The organism is Nocardia pseudobrasiliensis NBRC 108224 (genome assembly GCF_001613105.1).
GTDB classification, from domain to species: domain Bacteria; phylum Actinomycetota; class Actinomycetes; order Mycobacteriales; family Mycobacteriaceae; genus Nocardia; species Nocardia pseudobrasiliensis.
In genome coordinates this window covers 438210-453110 of the sequence record NZ_BDBS01000005.1, presented here as the reverse complement: position 1 = coordinate 453110, position 14901 = coordinate 438210, and the positions used below count along the sequence as shown (strand labels likewise).

16 protein-coding genes and 1 pseudogene are annotated in these 14901 nt (G+C 67.3%); 9 read left to right on the top strand and 8 right to left on the bottom strand.

Translation table 11 applies throughout. The annotated features are described in order from the left end of the window. Window positions 1–6 precede the first annotated feature (6 nt). The 4 genes from NP4_RS08980 (at window position 7) to NP4_RS08965 (ending at window position 3183) form a co-directional block, all read left to right on the top strand. On the top strand, window positions 7–465 hold the full coding sequence (locus tag NP4_RS08980; protein ID WP_169813698.1) for a hypothetical protein: 459 nt from the start codon (window positions 7–9) through the stop codon (window positions 463–465). Between the two features lie 99 nt (window positions 466–564). Then, on the top strand, window positions 565–1434 hold the full coding sequence (locus tag NP4_RS08975) for an SGNH/GDSL hydrolase family protein (protein ID WP_067994684.1): 870 nt from the start codon (window positions 565–567) through the stop codon (window positions 1432–1434). Between the two features lie 73 nt (window positions 1435–1507). After that, the gene (locus NP4_RS08970) at window positions 1508–2728 is read left to right on the top strand and encodes an acetyl-CoA C-acetyltransferase (RefSeq protein ID WP_067994680.1); all 1221 of its coding nucleotides are present in this window, start codon (window positions 1508–1510) and stop codon (window positions 2726–2728) included. 116 nt (window positions 2729–2844) lie between these two features. Continuing rightward, entirely contained in the window at window positions 2845–3183 is a 339-nt protein-coding gene (locus NP4_RS08965) for a DUF1330 domain-containing protein (protein ID WP_067994927.1), read from the top strand. A gap of 1 nt (window position 3184) precedes the next feature. Here the strand turns inward: NP4_RS08965 and NP4_RS08960 are convergent, their stop codons facing one another. From NP4_RS08960 to NP4_RS08950, 3 genes are all read right to left on the bottom strand, one after another. Beyond that, window positions 3185–4753, bottom strand: coding sequence for a class I adenylate-forming enzyme family protein (locus tag NP4_RS08960; protein ID WP_211335855.1), 1569 nt, complete (start codon window positions 4751–4753; stop codon window positions 3185–3187). 83 nt (window positions 4754–4836) lie between these two features. Next, a complete protein-coding gene (locus tag NP4_RS08955) occupies window positions 4837–5700 on the bottom strand; it encodes a Bax inhibitor-1/YccA family protein (RefSeq protein WP_062504085.1) in 864 nt (287 codons plus the stop codon). Window positions 5701–5816: 116 nt separating this feature from the next. After that, window positions 5817–6953 (bottom strand): class I SAM-dependent methyltransferase, encoded by a 1137-nt coding sequence (locus NP4_RS08950; protein ID WP_067994676.1) that lies wholly within the window; start codon window positions 6951–6953, stop codon window positions 5817–5819. A gap of 75 nt (window positions 6954–7028) precedes the next feature. On the opposite strand from NP4_RS08950, the gene NP4_RS08945 reads away from it, so the two are divergent. Continuing rightward, window positions 7029–7586, top strand: coding sequence for an AMIN-like domain-containing (lipo)protein (locus NP4_RS08945; RefSeq protein ID WP_067994674.1), 558 nt, complete (start codon window positions 7029–7031; stop codon window positions 7584–7586). Here NP4_RS08945 and NP4_RS08940 read toward each other — a convergent pair whose 3' ends face one another. Both NP4_RS08940 and NP4_RS08935 read right to left on the bottom strand, forming a co-directional pair. Further along, entirely contained in the window at window positions 7587–8090 is a 504-nt protein-coding gene (locus tag NP4_RS08940) for an LppP/LprE family lipoprotein (protein ID WP_067994670.1), read from the bottom strand. Window positions 8091–8194: 104 nt separating this feature from the next. Further along, the gene (locus NP4_RS08935; RefSeq protein ID WP_067994667.1) at window positions 8195–8506 is read right to left on the bottom strand and encodes a nuclear transport factor 2-like protein; all 312 of its coding nucleotides are present in this window, start codon (window positions 8504–8506) and stop codon (window positions 8195–8197) included. 82 nt (window positions 8507–8588) lie between these two features. Between NP4_RS08935 and NP4_RS08930 the strand changes: the two genes are divergently transcribed. Further along, window positions 8589–8999 (top strand): DUF6153 family protein, encoded by a 411-nt coding sequence (locus NP4_RS08930; protein WP_067994664.1) that lies wholly within the window; start codon window positions 8589–8591, stop codon window positions 8997–8999. Between the two features lie 59 nt (window positions 9000–9058). Further along, window positions 9059–9658, top strand: coding sequence for a DUF305 domain-containing protein (locus NP4_RS08925; protein ID WP_174556106.1), 600 nt, complete (start codon window positions 9059–9061; stop codon window positions 9656–9658). A 349-nt stretch (window positions 9659–10007) separates the two neighbouring features. Here NP4_RS08925 and NP4_RS08920 read toward each other — a convergent pair whose 3' ends face one another. The 3 genes from NP4_RS08920 to NP4_RS08910 all read right to left on the bottom strand — a co-directional run bounded on the left by NP4_RS08920 (window position 10008) and on the right by NP4_RS08910 (window position 13488). Continuing rightward, window positions 10008–10298, bottom strand: a complete 291-nt coding sequence (locus NP4_RS08920; protein ID WP_174556109.1) for a hypothetical protein — start codon at window positions 10296–10298, stop codon at window positions 10008–10010. Between the two features lie 159 nt (window positions 10299–10457). Then, window positions 10458–12134, bottom strand: a complete 1677-nt coding sequence (locus NP4_RS08915) for a DUF885 domain-containing protein (RefSeq protein WP_067994661.1) — start codon at window positions 12132–12134, stop codon at window positions 10458–10460. A 67-nt stretch (window positions 12135–12201) separates the two neighbouring features. Beyond that, on the bottom strand, window positions 12202–13488 hold the full coding sequence (locus NP4_RS08910) for a lipase family protein (protein WP_245997814.1): 1287 nt from the start codon (window positions 13486–13488) through the stop codon (window positions 12202–12204). Window positions 13489–13649: 161 nt separating this feature from the next. Here NP4_RS08910 and NP4_RS43580 point away from each other — a divergent pair. Both NP4_RS43580 and NP4_RS42490 read left to right on the top strand, forming a co-directional pair. Beyond that, a pseudogene (locus NP4_RS43580) lies at window positions 13650–14075 on the top strand (RsbRD N-terminal domain-containing protein); the annotation flags it as partial. Between the two features lie 145 nt (window positions 14076–14220). Continuing rightward, a complete protein-coding gene (locus NP4_RS42490; RefSeq protein ID WP_245997800.1) occupies window positions 14221–14877 on the top strand; it encodes a PucR family transcriptional regulator in 657 nt (218 codons plus the stop codon). Window positions 14878–14901 lie beyond the last annotated feature (24 nt).

The following is a 14901-nucleotide window of genomic DNA, read 5'->3' as shown; positions in this document are numbered from 1 at the left end:
GTGAGGATGCCGAAGACCGCCCGCGCTGTCGTACTCGGGTCCCTCGGGACCGTTGCGATCGTCGCCCCGGCGAATGCCCAGACCGTCGAATTCCCCCAGACGACAAGCCAGTTCAACGGCGCGCTGTGCTGGGGCAACATCCGGACCTGGGCCGATACCAGTCCGGACTATCCCGGCCGGGCCGTGCTCAATGTGCAGGCCCTGCCCATCTCCGGAATCGGCCCGGGCCAATATCCGCTGGCCCCGCTGTGCGATGTGGACACCACGGTGGCCTGGCGCAATATGTCCACCGGTGTCGTGGGTGAATACCGCGTCAATGTCGTAGCGGGCCTCTACGGCAGCATGCTCTACGCCATGTTCCAGGACACCGGTCCGGGGCGGGTCGACGTGGTGGTCACCACGAATGCACTCAACGCCCCCGTGCACGGCACCTTCGACGTCCCCGGCCCACCGCCCGGGCAATAACTCGATAAATCACAGCACGATGCTCACACCCGATCGATCCGGCACGATATACGCAGGCGTGGTAGAGGCGAGAAAGGCCGCCGGGAAAGGTACGGGTGTGTGGTGAGGACGTGGCGGACATTCGCGGTGACGGGAGCCGCGACCGTGGTGGCCGGTTCGAGCGCCACCGCCGGATATTGGGCGACCTACCGGTTGCTGATGGCGCAGGCCGAGGCGGCCCGCGACCTCATCGGGCGGGACATCTCGAAACCGCCGGAGGCCGACGGGATCTACACCAGCGGCTGTCCGGCCCCGCAACGGTGGCGTACAGGGGTTCCGTTCGATGTGCACCTGATGGTATTCGGCGATTCGACGGCCGCGGGTGTCGGTTGCGTCAATGCCGAGGAGGTGCCGGGGGTGCGCATCGCGCGGGGCCTGGCCGAGGCGACCGAGCGGCGAATCCGATTGAGCACCAAGGCGATCTCGGGCGCGACCTCGAAAGGTCTGGCGGGCCAGGTGGATGCGATGTTCGTCGCCGGGCCGCCGCCGGACGCCGCGGTGATCCTGGTGGGCGGCAACGACGTGACCAAGAAGCATTCGGTTCTGCGCTCCGCGCAGCGCGTCCGCCAGGCCGTGGCCCGGCTGCGCGCGGCGGGCAGCGTGGTCGTCGTCGGCACCTGCCCGGATCTCGGGACGGTCGCGGCGATTCCGCAGCCGCTGCGCACGGTGGTGCACAGCTGGAGTGTGCGCCTGGCCCGCGCGCAGGCGGCGGCCACGCTGGCCGCGGGCGGCTGTCCGGTTCCGATGGGCGATCTACTGGGTCGCGATTTCCGCAGTACACCCGAGATCCTGTTCTCCGCAGACGGTTTCCATCCCTCGGCCGCGGGTTACGAACTGGCCGCGAGTCATCTGCTGCCCGCCCTGCTGCGTGAACTGCGGGCGAGCGAAAGGGACATACCGGGTGTTCCACAGGTCGTGCCCGCGACGTAGATTCGGAAGAGAATTCCGTACCGCTGTACCGAGCAGCCGCTTGGCGGCTCGGCCATCGACATAAGGAGTCCTCATGCCCGAGGCCGTCATCGTGTCCTACGCCCGCTCCCCGATCGGTCGGGCCGCCAAGGGCTCCCTGGTGAGCATGCGGCCCGACGATCTGGCCGCGCAGATGGTGCGGGCCGCGCTGGACAAGGTGCCCGCCCTGGCCGCCGCCGATATCGACGATCTGATGCTCGGCTGCGGCCAGCCCGGCGGCGAGGGCGGTTTCAATATGGCCAAGGTGGTGGCGACCCAGCTGGGCTACGACTATCTGCCCGGCACCACGGTCAACCGCTACTGCGCCTCCTCCCTGCAGACCACCCGCATGGCCTTCCACGCCATCAAGGCCGGCGAGGGCGACGTATTCATCTCCGCCGGTGTGGAAACCGTGTCGCGCTTCCCGAAGGGCACCTCCGACGGCTGGCCCGACACCCACAACATCAAGTTCGCCGAGGCCGAGGCCCGCACGGCCAAGCGCGCCGAGGGCGGTTCGGACGGTTGGCAGGATCCGCGCGAACTCGACCAGCTGCCCGACGTCTACATGGCCATGGGCCAGACGGCCGAGAACGTCGCCCAGCTGACCGGCATCACCCGCGAGGATCAGGACCACTGGGGCGTGCGGTCGCAGAACCGCGCCGAGGAGGCCATCAAGGCGGGCTTCTTCGAGCGGGAGATCACCCCGGTGACCCTGCCCGACGGCACCGTGGTCGCCACCGACGACGGCCCCCGCCCGGGTACCAGCTACGAGAAGGTGTCGCAGCTCAAGCCGGTCTTCCGGCCCGACGGCACGGTCACCGCGGGTAATGCCTGTCCGCTCAACGACGGCGCGGCCGCGGTGGTGATCATGAGCGACACCAAGGCTCGCGAACTGGGCCTGACCCCGCTGGCCCGCATCGTGTCCACGGGCGTGTCCGGGCTGTCGCCCGAGATCATGGGTCTGGGCCCGATCGAGGCCACCCGCCGTGCGCTGAAGATCTCGGGGATGAGCATCGCCGACCTCGATCTGTACGAGATCAACGAGGCCTTCGCCGTGCAGGTGCTCGGTTCGGCGCGCGAGCTGAACATGGATCTGGACAAGCTGAACGTCTCCGGCGGCGCGATCGCCCTGGGCCACCCGTTCGGTATGACCGGCGCCCGCATCACCGCCACCCTGATCAACAATCTGCAGACCCACGACAAGCAGTTCGGCCTGGAGACCATGTGCGTCGGCGGCGGCCAGGGTATGGCCATGATCATCGAGCGCCTCAGCTGATTCCGGCGAAAGGCGTGCCGAAACCCGGAGGGGTACTACCTGACGGGTAATCGACTTCGTTCCTCGGGCACGGAAACATCTTGTTCAGCAAGATGATCCGTCCCGAGGAGCCGAAGATGACCGCCTACGCCATCGCCCACCTGAGCAACGTCGACCTGGGCGCCGACATCGTCGAATATCTGCGGCGCATCGACGCCACCCTGGCCCCGTTCGGCGGCAGGTTCATCGTGCACGGCGGGCGGCAGATGGTGGCCGAGGGTCCCGCCGACGGCGTGATCGTGGTGATCGAATTCCCGGATTACGAAGCGGCCCAGGGCTGGTACGCCTCGCCCGCCTATCAGAAGATCCTCCCGCTGCGCCGGAACAACGCCGACAATATCGACATGCTGGCCGAGCGCTGCGCCGACGATCATGTCGCCACCGATGTGCTGCCCCGGGAACTGCTCGAAAGCTAGTTCACTCCAACAGTTTTCGTAGGTCGCGCTTGACGATCTTGCCCGCCGGCGACACGGGCAGCCGATCGAGGAAACGCACCTCGCGCAGGCGCTGATAGGGCGCGACCCTGGCATTGACCCCGGCCATCAGCGCCGCCGCGTCCGGCCTCGCCTCCGGCAGCGCGACCACGAAAGCGACCGGCAATTCCCCGGATTCGCGATGCGGCCTGCCCACCACGGCCGCGGCGGCGACACCGGGCTGCGCCAGCAGCAGTTCCTCCAGCTCGCGCGGATACACGTTGTATCCGTTGTGCAGCAGCACATCCTTACCGCGATCGACGATCGACAGATAACCGTCCCGATCGAGGACGCCGATGTCGCCGGTGTGAAACCACCCGTCCCGCAGCACTTCCGCGGTCGCCTCGGGCCGACGGTGATAGCCCCGCATCACCTGCGGGCCCCTGATCCGGACCTCACCGCGCGCACCCGGCGGCAGCGGCTCGCCATCGTCGGCGACCACCTGGATCTCGGTATCGAACATCGCGACGCCCACACTGCCGGGCTTGCGCAGACCCGATGTGTTCGCGGGCGGATTCGTTGCGCCCATGGTGATTTCACTGAGTCCGTACCCCTCGCACAGCACCGCCCGCGGAAAGGTCCGCAGCAGCGCGTGGAAGGTCTCCACCGGCAGCGGCGCACCGCCGGAGCCGACGGCCCGCACCGAGGACAGATCGCGAATCGGGAGGTCCGGACAGCGCAGCAGCCGATGATGCATGGCCGGCGCGCCGAGAATATAGGTCGCGCCGAACCGCTCGACCTCGGCCAGATAGGCGGCCGCGTCGAACGAGTCATGTAACACCACGGTCATTCCCGCGAGTATCGGAATACTCATTCCCGCAAGGGTTCCCATGGCATGGAACGGCGGTAGCACACTCACGGCCAGGCCCGTGCCCACCCGCACCGGCCACTGTTCGGCCGTACCGATCTGATCGAGTACCAGTCCGCCGTCGTCGTCCAGCGCGGGCACCGCGCCGTGATGCCAGCACGCGTGCTGAATCACATTGCACACCACGTTGTAATGGGTCAGCTCCACACCTTTGGGCAGCCCTGTCGTTCCCCCGGTGTAGGCGATATGCGACAGAGCGTCGCGGGTATCCATCTCGACCATCGATCCCGCTCCGGAAGCAGCGGAACACAATTGGGCCACCTCGGCCGCCGATACCGTCATGACCGCCTCCGCGTCGCGTACCTGGGCGGCGATCCGGTCGGCGGGCAGCAGTGGATTCACGGGTACGAAAGTGGCACCGGCCAATTGGATGCCGTAGTACGCGATCGGAAACTCGAGACAGTTGAGCATCGAGACCGCGACGCGCGCGCCCGGGCGAACGCCGTTGTCGCGCAGGCCCTCGGCCATCCGGCGGGCCGCATCCCACAGCTCGGCGTAGCTCAGCGCCCGTTCCCGGTACCGGAACGCCACGCGATCCCCGAACCGCCGCGCCGAGCCCGCGAGAATCGCGCCCACCGCGACCTCGGGATACTCGAGCGAACGCGGTAGTCCGACCGGCCACGTGCTGATCTCGTAGTCGTCCACGACATTTCATCCTGCCCGCCCGGATACGCCGATGGCCACCGGAAATCCGGTGGCCATCGGTATTTGTCGAATTATCGGGACCGCTAGTCGTTCTGCAGATAACTCAGCAGGCGCAGAATCTCGAGGTACAGCCACACCAGGGTGACGGTCAGGCCGAAGGCGACCTGCCAGGCGGCCTTCTCCGGCGCCTGCGCGCGGATCAACTGATCGGCGGCGTCGAAGTCGAGCAGGAAGCTGAACGCCGCGATGCCGATGACGACCAGGCTGAAGATGATGGCGATCGGGCCGCCGTCACGCAGACCGAAGCCGCCGGGGGTGAACAGGGCGGCGATCACATTGCCCAGCATCAGGACCAGGATGCCGATCATCGCGCCGAACATGATCCGGGTGAACCGCGGCGTCACGCGGATCGCGCCGGTCTTGTAGACGATGAGCATGCCGAAGAACACGCCGAAGGTGCCGAGCACGGCCTGCGCGATCATTCCCGATCCGCCCACGCCGCCGGAACCGCCGAATCGGACGTTCGCCAGCAGGAACGACACCGCGCCCAGGAACAGACCTTCCGCCGCGGCGAAGGTCAGCACGAAGGCGGGCTTGGTCTGCAGATCGGGCTTGAACATGCTGAAGAACGACATGCCCAGCGCGACCAGGCCACCGAGGGCGAACAGGCCCGCGAGGCCGTGGTTGCCCGCGGTGAGCGCGTAGGAGATGACGGCCGCGACGGTCACCACACCCAGCGAGATGGCGGTCTTGGTGACGACGTCATCGATGGTCATCGGCCGCGACGTCGAGGGCGCCTGCGGCTGATACTGCTGCTGGTAACCGTACGGCTGCTGACCGTACTGAGCGGATGGTCCGGCGCCCGCAGCCGCCGAACCGAATCCCGCGTATCCACCGCCCTGTTGTTGCGGCAGGTTCTTGAAGATCGGGTTGCTTGAGGTGCGCACCGTTCTCGTGCCTTTCCGAGGTTCGCGGTCCACGTCCGTCGTGGCCGTTCTGAGTATCCAACGTCCACGCCCGGGAGCAAGTTCCCGAACCGGACAGAATTCGGACATTTGGGACTCTACCCGTGCAAACCGCAGACCGACCGGGTCACCGTGAATTTGCGATTGCGTCCGACCACCTCGGTGCGGCCGACCATGCTCTCCATGACGCCGCGATAGTTCAGATGCGTGTTGTAGACCGTCCAGAGCTCACCGCCCGGCCGCAGCACTCGGCCGGTTTCGGAGAACATCTTGATCGCCGATCCGGTGTGCACGGCCGCGCCGATATGGAACGGCGGATTGCACACCACCAGATCGGCACTGCGGTCCGGGATCTCGGACATGGCGTCGTCGCGCAGCACCGTGACGCGATCGGCCACCCCGTTGGCGGCGGCGGTCGCGCGGGCCGAATCCACCGCCGCCGCGGACTGATCGGTCCCGATCACCGCGATATGCGGGCGGGCCTTGGCCAGCGTGACCGCGAGAATGCCGGTACCGCAACCGAGATCGACGGCATCGCGGGCGTCGGGCTTCATCCGGCGCAGATGTTCGAGCAGGAAGCGGGTGCCGATATCGAGTTTGGGTCCGGAGAACGCGGCGCCGTGCGCGACCACGTCCAGACCCAGCTCATCGATCCGCTTGCGCACCGGATAGGGCGGTTCGCCCAGCGCCCGCGGCTGCCGCGCCAACAGGATTCGCGACTTCTGCCGACCGCGACTGGCCTGCACCGAGGCGAACGATTCCGCCAGCACCTCGTTCATCGCGGGCGTCAGATACTTGTCGCGGGCCCCGGCGAACACCTCGACATCGGGATCGGCGTAACGCGCTATGGCATCGGCGATTTCGGACAGTCCGGACAGCGCGCGCGGTAACCGCATCAGCACCACCTTCACATCCGCCAGCAGCCACCTGCCCAGGGTGTGGGTCGCGTAGCGATCCGCGAGTCCGAAGGCGCGGGCATTGTTGGCCAGTGCCAGTTCACCTGTCAACAGGTCTTGATGCACCCGCACGTCGCGCAGATCGTGTGCCGCGATCGCGCCGAGGGTGAGCGCGCCGTACCCGTCATCGATCACGGCGACATGTCCGCTGCCCGCCTTGGCCAGCGATTCGGCGGCGACGTCGAGGATCAGGCGGTCGGCGGCGTCGACGGCATAGAGATTCACCGCCTCCACATCCGGGTAGCGCCGCAATCGGCTCAACACGTCGTCCACCTCCATCACACCTACAGTGTGCTAGATCGTTGCCGTGTCGTCGCGGCCACCCCACTGGTTACTCCGCATACCATCTGCCCCATGCGTAACAGGCTGGTGTTGCCCGTGATCGCGGCGCTCGCGCTGCTGACAAGTTGCTCGAGCGGCTCGTCGGAGCCCGCCGCGCAGTCGTCGCTGCCGTCCACCACCGAGCCCGCGCCCACGGCCACGACGCCCGCGCAGGGCACGCCGTCGCTGGATTCGCGGCTCACGGTCACCAATATCCGCATCGGACATCATTCCGGATTCGATCGGGTGGTCTACGAACTCGGCGGCACCGGCCGCCCGGGCTGGCGGGTGCAGTACACCGACCGGGCCGTACAGGACGGTAGCGGTAAGCGGATCGATGTCGCCGGGCGTTCGATCCTGCAGGTGCAGATTCTGGGGTCGGCCTATCCGTTCGACAGCGGGGTCACCGAATACGCCGGGCCGGATCCGGCGACCGATCCGAGCGCGCCCACGATCGCGGGGGTGTACAGCACCCACGTGTTCGAGGGCACGACCCAGTCGTTCATCGGCGTGAATGCCGATCGCCCGGCGTTCTCGGTGACCACCCTGGACGGGCCGGTCCGGCTCGTCGTCGATGTGGCCGCGCCCTGATCAGTTGGGCGGGAACTCGCCGTCGGCGCGCACCTTGCCGTCGGCGAGGGTGAAGGTGACCACGCTCGAACCGCTCGGGCAGCACAGCGGGTCGGAGTCCTTGGGCCACCGATACTGCACGGACACGGTGGATTTCGTCTTACCGAGCACATCGGTGTAGGCGTAGGGCTTCGATGTCGCGGTGCCGAGGTAGGAACCGTTGCTGAAGAACAGGATGTGGCGGCCGGGATGAATGCCCTGCCACTCCACGGTCATCCAGGACAGCACGTCCTGGCAGCCCTCGGAGATGGGATCGTCACCGGCCGCGACCGGCTGCCAATCGCCGTCCACCGACGGCGGCGCAAGCGTACCCATCGCCTCGTGCGCCAGTTCGGAATTGAGGTCGAAGCAGTATCCGTGGCCGCTGCCACGCGGCGGATCCGCTTGGGCCGGTGCGGCATTCACGGTCGCGCCGATGATGGCGCCCGCGGCCAGCACCGCGAGCGCCGTCGATACGTTTCGCATGAAGTTCCTCCCTCGAGTCTGTCATCGAGGGTATCGATCGGCGGCAGTCCGATTGTTATCCCCGCGGCTGCCCGAAATTACGGGGGGCGCAAGCGGCTCGAGTCCTACGCCTGACCGGTTTCGAAACGGGAGATCTTGTCGCCCGCCACGGTGAAGCGCCACGCGGTGCGCATCGAACCCCAGCGATCGTTGGTGTAGTCGGCGACCAGGGCGCGACCGCCGTCGGTGGCCGACTCCACATCCATGCGGGCATTGCTGCCGAAGATCTCGCTGTCCACCCAGTTGCGCACATCGCGATCGTTGCCGTCATCCGACATCGTCACGTCGTCGGTGAGCAGATCGAAGAAACCCGCGCTGTCGCCCGCGTTCACCGCGTCGACGAATTTGGACACCACGGGATCGAGTTGATTGACCATCTGATGACTCCCCTTCCGGTCGGTACAGCGGACGGATCGACCTGACAGCAAATCTACCGCGAACGGCCCTAGACTGTCGGGCGTGACCGACCGGAACCAGCGATACGGCCGCCCGAGCGCGCTCGGGCTGTTCGTGCTGGTCGCCGGGATCATGCTGATGCACGCGGTGGTTTTCGCCGCCTGCCACGGCGGGTCGAGCGGTGCGCACACCGGACATCCGCCGGCGGTCACGATGGCGATGTCGGGCACGCCCGCGTCGATATCATCGGCGGAGCACCCGTCCGACGCCGACGCCGCCCACACCTCGATGCACGCGTGCGTCTTCGTACTCTCGGCGCTGGCGCTGGCGCTCGGGCTGATCCTGGTCGCCTGGCTCGGCGCCGATCCGGGCGATACCGCCGGACCGGCCGCCCGGGCCCGGCTGTCCCGGCAGCCGCGGCCGCCGCCCTGGACCGTGCTGTCCCTACCGGAGTTGTCGATCCTGCGGATCTGATGGGCCGCGTTCTCGCATGCCCCCATACAGATCACATCCAGCTCCTCAGGAGGACAACCATGTTCGGCGCACGTACCCGAATCACCCTGGCAGGCACCGGAATCGCCGCGGCGCTGCTGATCGCGGGTTGCAGCAGCGGCGACAACTCCGCCGCGCCCAGCACGACCATGGCCGGTATGGACCACGGCACCGCCACCGGTTCGACCCGCAGCGATTTCAACGACGCCGATATCTCGTTCCTGCAGATGATGTATCCGCATCACGCGCAGGCCGTCGATATGGCGAAACTGGTTCCGACCCGCTCACAGAATCAGCAGCTGATCGCCCTCGCGGCGAATGTGGAACAGGCGCAATCCCCCGAAATGCAGCAGATCGCCGACCTGCTGCGCGCCTTCGGTAAACCCGCCCCCGCCGCCACCATGGGCCACGATATGCCCGGCATCATGTCGCAAGACCAGATGACGGCCCTCCAGAACGCCACAGGACCAGAATTCGACCGCATGTGGATGCAGATGATGATCGACCATCACCGCGGCGCGATCGACATGGCCAACGCCGAATTGTCGAGCGGCGTCAATGCCGACGCGAAGAAACTGGCGCAGCAGATCGTCAGCGCCCAGCAGACCGAGATCCAGCAGATGCAGAGCATGCTCGGCTGATCCCGGCGAAAAGCGCGCCGGGAAAAATAGAGGAACGGTGCGCGCCGGGAAAATAGAGGAACGGTGCGCGCCGGGAAAATGGGGAGCGGTGCGCGCCCGGGAAACAGGGAAACGGTGCGCGCCGGGGACACAAGGAAACGGGGCGCGCCGGGGACACAAGGAAACGGGGCGCGCCGGGGACACAAGGAAACGGGGCGCACCGGGGACACAAGGAAACGGGGCGCACCGGGGACACAAGGAAACGGGGCGCACCGGAAACACAAGGGAACGGTGCCGGGGTGAGTTCTCATCCCGGCCCTTTCCCTTTTCCGGCCTCGGCGCTTCTCTTTTCCCTGGCGAAGCCAGGGTGCTAGCTGCCGATGACCGCGTTCATGATGGTGCCCGCGCTGGTCGCCGTGGCGCCGCCGATCATGGCTCCGGCCACCATCTTCGGCGAATCCAAAGCACCGCCGTTCCACTTCTCCCAGGCGAATTTGCCACCGCCGTAGGTGATGGCGCTGACGCCGGAGAGCAGGACGAACCAGGTGAAGTATCGGACCATCTTGAGCAGCTTGTCGGCGGCCGGAGGAGTTTCGGGGGTCGGGTTGCCGACCTGGGCCACCACCGTGGTGTACACATCGTGTGCCGCGGCGAGAACCATGCTCACGTTCGTTGTCCTCTCGGATGCTGTTGTGGCGGAGCATGCTGACAGAACTCGTCGTACCAGTCCATTGAACCGCACGCCACGTATTTGCCGCAGCCGGACACACCGCATCGAATCGCCCGGTCGACGCGGTTATGTACTGAACGTCCGACTTGTTTACAGCGTCGCGGCCAGCTCCCGCAGCACCGGCAGGCTCACCGAACCCGCGCCGAGCACGGTGTCGTGGAAGACCTTGATATCGAAGCGGTCTCCGAGCCGCTCGGTGACACCGGCACGCTGCTTACGAATTTCGAGCTGGCCCACCTTGTATCCGACCGCCTGACCCGGCATGGCGATATAGCGGTCGATTTCGCTCTCGATCTCGGTCCGTCCGATCGGCGCGTTGGCGACCATGTAGTCGATCGCCTGCTGCCTGCTCCAGCCCTTCGCGTGCAGTCCGGTGTCGACGACCAGTCGGCAGGATCGGAACGAATCCGCGGCCAGCATGCCCAGACGCGCCACATCGTCGGCGTACAAACCCATTTCGTCGGCGAGACGTTCGGTGTAGAGCGCCCAGCCCTCGACGAATGCGGTATTCGCGAACGACTGCCGCTGGAAGCGCGGCAGATGATCGAGTTCGTTGGCGATGGTCAACTGCAGATGATGGCCCGGAATCGCCTCGTGGTACGCGATCGCGGCGGTCTGGTAGCGCGGACGGCTCTGCGGATCGTACTGATTGACGAAGTAGGTGCCCGGCCGCGATCCGTCGGCCGCGGGCGGGAAGTAGTACGCGCCGGGTGCGTCGGCAGCCAGGAATTCGGGCACCGGGACGATATCGCAGGATTCCTTCGGCAACCGGCCGAACCAGTTGGGCATTTCGACATTCGCGGCGGCCAGCGCGGCGCGCGCGTCGACCATGATCTCCTCGCCGTCGCGGTAGTGCAGATCGGGATCGCCCTGCAACCTCGCGAACAGTTCGGCCTGATCGGTGATGCCGAACAACTTCGCGCCGATCCGCGCGTACTCCTCGCGCAACCGCTCCAACTCCGCCAATCCGGTGTCGTGGATCTCGTCCGCGCCCATATCCTCGAGGGTGGTGTGGCGACGCAGCAACCGGCGGTAGATATCCGCGCCGTCGTCACCCAACCAGCACAGCCCCGCCTTGTCGCCGGGCCGCGCGACCGGCAGCAGTTCCTCGGCCAGTACCTGGCGGTAGGTGCGCAACGCCGGGCGGACCACATCGCGCACGACCTCGGAAAGGGTTGCGCGCCACTGCTTCTCGCCATCCCAGTCCGCCGGTCCGGGGAAGGTCACGAACGGATCGGTCGCGATATCGGAGGCCAGATATCCGTCGAGCTGATTGAGCGAACGCTCGATGACGATCCGCGCCGGAGTCCGCCCCGCCGCCAGCCCCGCCCGGAACCGATCCGCGGCCTGGCCGAACTTCACGTCGAACTGCCGGAACCGCCGCACCAGCGCCTCGGCGCTGTCCACCGTGGGCGCATTGGTCTGCGGCGCCATCGTCAGCGTCATGGAATGCACGCCATCCATCTGATCCGACGCCAACTCCACCGGCCGCCAAGACAAATGATCAACCGTCGAGGCCAACTCATTGATCAACAGACTCCGGGTGATGCGATCCTCATCCCCCAACGCCTCGACATCGATATCCGAAACCCGTTGCAACAGACCCTGATACACCCCGATGAGCCGCTGCTCCGCCCCCTCCGACAAATCCTCGACCCGATCATCGAACTTATGCTCCCCCAACAACGTCGCCGAACTGGGCCCGGCCTCCAACACCGTGTCCCAATACTTCTCCGCCAGATCGAAAAGCTCCGCATGCGCATCCATGGCCCCATCATGCCCCGCCCACCTCGAACACTCCCGTCGATTTCGACCCCGCCCCTTGCCCCGGCGATCACACCGCCGGATCCACGACCACACTCACCGATGCGACCGGACGAGGCGCGCCGCGAATCACCCGCCCGGTGAGTAAGCGCAGGTTGAGCAGGGTCAGGCGGGCGTGGGTCGTCAAGGCTCGGCGCGAGGTCGCCACCGACCACACCGTTTCGGTGCCGGTCGTCGCCGGTAGGCCCGCGAAGCGGTCGGTGAGCCAATCCAGCATGACCGGGAGAGCCAGGAACTGTAGGGGCAGGTGGGTGCTCAGACGGTCGCGTAGATAGTGGATTCGGGCCCCGGCGGTGGTGTAGCGGTCGACCAGGGCGTCCACATCGCCGACCGCGACGACCTCGTCGTTGACGCCCTGCAGGACCAGCATCGGCATGGCCGGGGCAACCGAGCCGGGGCGGATGTCGGCGAGGATCGCGCGCAGTTCCGGTAGGGCCATCAGCGCGGCCATTCCGATGGGGGTGTCGACGCGGCGCAGCGCGAAGCGGGCCAGGAGTGGAAAGGTCGCCGCCGCTTCGGTTTTCGCGAGCATGGCCAGATATCTCGGGCGCACCTGGGCGCGCAGCACGGCGTCCAGTTCCGGATAGGTCCGGCGCAGTCCGGCGGTGAACACCATCGCGAAGCCCGCGAACAGCGTGCCGTCCAGGCGCACGAAGGCCGCACCCGGATCACCCACCGGCGATCCGGCGACCGCGCCCACGATTCCGAGCTCCGGCGCATAGCTCGCCGCCAGCTCCGCCGCCCACACCGTCGCCAGCCCGCCGCCCGAATATCCCCACAGCGCAACGGATGTCGACTCGCTCAAACCCAATGGACCGAACCGCAACGCCGCCCGCACCGCATCCAGCGCCCGATAGCCGGGCTCCCGGGGCGCACCGAACCGTCCGTCGGCGCCGCCGTGATCGGGCACCGAGACCACCCACCCCCGGGCCAGCGCGGCCACGATCAGCGGCAGTTCGATCTGCGGTATCGCCCCCAGCGCCCGCGCGCCCGATCGCAGCGCGTACGACGGAAAGCAATGCGGCGCAACGGCATCGATGGCGCACTGGAAGGAGACCAGCGGAGCCCCGGCCGCCACCCCGCGCGGCGCGAGCACCGTCGTCACCGCGGCCTCCGCCGCACCGTGCACATCCCGCGTCCGATACAGCAGCTGCCACGCCGAAACCCGCAGCGGCACAACCCCGAACGACGCCAACCCCACCACCCGGCTACGCAACACCGTCCCCGCGGGCAACCGCTCGAACCCCGCGGGCGGCCGATGGAACGGATCGAGATCCGGTCGTAGCGGCCCGCTCACGAACACCTCCAATCCACAGTCGAAATCTAGATCCGCCCCACCCGGCTGTCACTGCCCTCGGGCGCGCATCTTCACCCCCCGCGTTTGTCCCCGGAAACAAAGCCGACCCCGGCGGAAACCACGACTTGCCGCCGCGATCTGTGTCCAGCCACAATCGGCCCATGTCGGTCACCGTCGCACCCGCACCGCGCGAGGGCGGGCTCGCCGCCCGCCTGCTCGACCGGCTGCCCGAGTTCGCCGAGCGAATCCTCACCTCCGGCCTGGGCTCGACCCCACCGGCCGCACAGCTGCCCGAGGGCCATTTCGGCGAGGTGCTCACCGCCATCTACGGCTGCGCCCACGCCTTCCTGCACGCGGTCGAACAGAACCGCGACTTCCCCCGCGAGGAGGTCGCGAAATACGTTGCGCCCGTAGTGGAACACCATGCCGAGGACCGACTGCCGCTACGCCTGTTGGTCGAGGCGGTACACGCGTCGGCGCGTCAGGTGCTGCGCGAGGCGGTGGCCGCCAGCGAGCCGAGCGAACTCGACGAACTGGTCGCCTTCGGCGATCGACTGCTCGAACTGCTCATGCACATCAACACCGTCAGCGTCGAGTCCTACGCCGAGGTCGAGCAGTCCATCTACCACGCCGAACGCGAGGCCCGCCGCGCCCTGTGCGCCGCCCTGCTGCGCGGCGTACCCGCGGAGGAATTGGCCGCGCGCGGATATCGTTCTGGCACAGCGCTATACGGTGCTGGCGATCCACCTGGCGCCGGACGGTCGGCCCGCCTCGGTGGCCGATCTGCTCACCCGCCGCCGCATCCGCCTGCTGCAGACCACTCTGGACCGATTCACCGCCGCCGCACTGCACACCTTCGACGGCGTCAACGGCATCGTACTGCTGCCCGGCGGCGCCGAACCCCCGGCGCGATGCTGGTCGGCGCTGGCCACCGAACTCGCCGAACAGTTCGGCGTCGCGGTCACCCTCGCCGAAAACCCCGCCACCGCACTCGAAGACATCAGACCGGCCGCCCAGCAGGCCGCCGAACTCGCCGAACTCGCACACCTCCTGGGCCGCCCCACCGGGGCCTACGGCCTGGACGATCTATTACTGGAATATCAGCTCACCCGCCCCGGCCCGGCCCGCGACCGCCTGGCCGAGCGCATCACACCACTGCTCGACAGCCCCCATCTGATCCGTACCCTCGACGCTCAACTACGCCACGGCGCCGACCGCAAATCCGCCGCCGCCGAAATCCACGTCCACCCGAATACTTTCAGCTACCGCCTGCGCCGCATCGCCGAACTCACCGGCATCGATCCGTCCGATCCGAGCGGTTCCCGCCTGCTGGCCGCCGCGCTGACCATCCACCGGCTGTATCCTGTGTCTGAAGGTCCAACCGACTAGTTCGAAAGCGCTGAACCCCTGTCA